General features: G+C 36.5%; 3 protein-coding genes. All 3 read right to left on the minus strand.

Annotated features, from left to right (window positions below; genetic code table 11):
* The coding region (locus ABYK33_RS15295) for a glycosyltransferase (RefSeq protein WP_373034183.1) at window positions 1–693 on the minus strand (693 nt) is incomplete at its 3' end.
* A gap of 17 nt (window positions 694–710) precedes the next feature.
* Window positions 711–1,676, minus strand: a complete 966-nt coding sequence (locus tag ABYK33_RS15300) for a glycosyltransferase family 2 protein (RefSeq protein ID WP_373034184.1) — start codon at window positions 1,674–1,676, stop codon at window positions 711–713.
* A gap of 3 nt (window positions 1,677–1,679) precedes the next feature.
* Window positions 1,680–2,603: glycosyltransferase family 2 protein (locus tag ABYK33_RS15305; protein ID WP_373034185.1), on the minus strand; the 924-nt coding region annotated here is incomplete at its 5' end.

The raw sequence follows: 2,603 nt of genomic DNA on the forward strand, positions 1-2,603 counted from the left end.
GCCTTCTCCAAGCATAATGAGCTTTATATCTTGAGTTTTTGACAACTCTTTTACCGCCATTATCAAATCGGGATAACCTTTTTCAGGCGCGAGTCTTCCTGCGGAAACAATGACAGGAGCTGTCTTGTTTGTTAGCCATGGTTCATCAACACTTTCTGCTATTTTTGCTTCTGAATGTCTGTCTTTAACGACATTGTATATGCATTGGTGTCTTGAGTTTTTGAAAACAGTCTTATACTGTTCCACCATATCTTTAGAAACACAGACAAGCGCATCTGCTCTGCTCTCTACCAGATTCATAAAGTGTTTTAAGATCCATCGTTTAGAAAAGATCTTATTTGAATAGGTGTCGAACGGAGTCACTCTCGATGAAACACTTATTTTTGCATGCGAACGCGTTACTATTGCTGAGAGAAGAACAACTGCATTCAGATGGTCTTCTGCTGAGATGATGATGTCTGGCTTGTTTGCATATAGATATTTGATGATAGGACTAAACATTGTAAACACACGAGGACGATCAAAGACTATAGTATTGATCCCTTCCAAATGAGGAAGATCAAGGCCTTCTGGTATATAGCCGACAATAAAGTCCACATCATATCCGCGCTCCAAAAATAAATTTGCAAGACGGATCTGAGCGAGGGGAACACCAGAGCGTGAATACCTTGCTGTAAAAAATGCTACTTTCAACTTTTTCCTTTTAATGCTTACCTCAAAAAATCACGAATGAAACTTCTTACACCATTAAAGTGTTGATAATCTCTATTTATAAGCATCGACAACGCACATATCTTCCTGCCGATAAAACCATGAGAAAGCAGGTCTTGTCTTTTCAGCAGTGCCTTGTATTCTCTTTCAAGCACTAGTTCAATCTGTTTAAAATCAATGGTAAAGGGACAACTTATTTCACCAGACCTGACTTTAATAAACCTTTGAGCCAAACTTTCATTGTACAATAATCGATCGCGATATGAATCTGCAGCGGTTGCAAAAAACTGACTTTTAGCTACATCTATTTTACGAATCCTAGTTAAAGAACTTGCAACCCATTCAGAAGTATTATTCGAATGTCTTCGAAGTTTTTGTAATACATCGCTAACAATCATACGTCTATCCACTAAACGTGCGATGATATGTACCCAACCATCATGTCCGCCTGCTATTCCATCGGGAAATGGAAGTATGATATTTAGTATATCTCTGCGTATAGCGCTTAATGTACCTGTAGCAAAAGAGTTATCAGAATAGCCACCTGAACGGATCTGACCAAGCTTCGTCAAACCGGTAGGCTCCAAATTTTCGTTTACCAATTCCGCATCATGAATTACTAAAGAGATGTCTGGATTATCATTAAAAACTTTTTCGATCGTACTGATTTTTCCAGGTAGCCAAACATCATCCTGATCGCTAAAAAAAACAACATCTCCCGTGCATAGCGACAGGGCCTTTTCAAAGTTCTTTGTGTAGCCAAGATTATTTTCGTTCTTGATTATCTGTACTTGAAATGGTGCAACTTTTTGGAATGCCTCCAATATTACAACGGTTTCATCTGTTGAGCCGTCATCACATACTACTAATTCATCAGGCAACCGCTTCTGAGATAAATATGAGTCCAGTTGGTCTTGCAAATATGCCGCACCATTATATGTTGCCATCGCGATTGATATTTTCACAGTTTACTTCCTGCTCTGCTTATTTAATCGAACTTTATCTATGAACATATACATCATCGGAAGCATAAAAAAAAGAAGATCAGGATATTTTAAATTTTTCAACAAAACCAATCGTTTTTTTATCTTCCTTATATCTTCTAATATATCTATAATTGGGATGTCTAAAGATCCCAGTTCATTGTAAAAGTAGGCAATACTTCTTGCTGTTTTAATTTTCAATATCTCTATAGGTATTGTTTGGTCAAGTGCTATCAGTGACATATAAAACTTATACAAATCTATTGCATGAGACTCAGTATGCACAGCTGTCGTACTATTAGGATTGAAACGATATCCTATCAATGGCTGATCTATAAAATATGCTTCTAAGTCGTTCAAAAAAACATACGCAATAGTCATCAGATCCTCGTAAAATACTCCCTCTGGAAACCTAACCTTCTCAAATATTTCTTTTTTATAGACTCTTGTCGATGGAAACCAAATACCTACAGAAAAAATTTCATTTCTCACTTCTTCTATTTTGTGCGGTCCTTTAAATGCATACAAAGGTTGGTATATGTCGTTTTGAATGTCCGAAAGCTTTTGAAAGCGTTTAAAACCAAACTCAACTATATCTGCCTTATATGTATTCAGAGTCTCAAAAAGTACACTAAAATAATTTTCAAGTAAAACATCATCACTATCCAAGAACCCAATATACTCTCCCCTGGCAACCGCTAAGCCACTATTTCTTGCTGCACCCGGCCCTGCATTTTCTTGCTCTATTAATACAATTTGGTCTTTTGCTAACCAATCTGAATATTCTGTCTTAATTATTTCAATACTATGATCCGGTGTTCCATCATTAACAATTATTATTTCTACAGAATCAGGAAGTTGCGAAAAAATAGAATCGAGACATTCTTGAATGAATTTCTCTGCTTTATA

Source organism: Sulfurovum sp. (assembly GCF_041562805.1).
In the GTDB taxonomy this organism is placed as follows: domain Bacteria; phylum Campylobacterota; class Campylobacteria; order Campylobacterales; family Sulfurovaceae; genus Sulfurovum.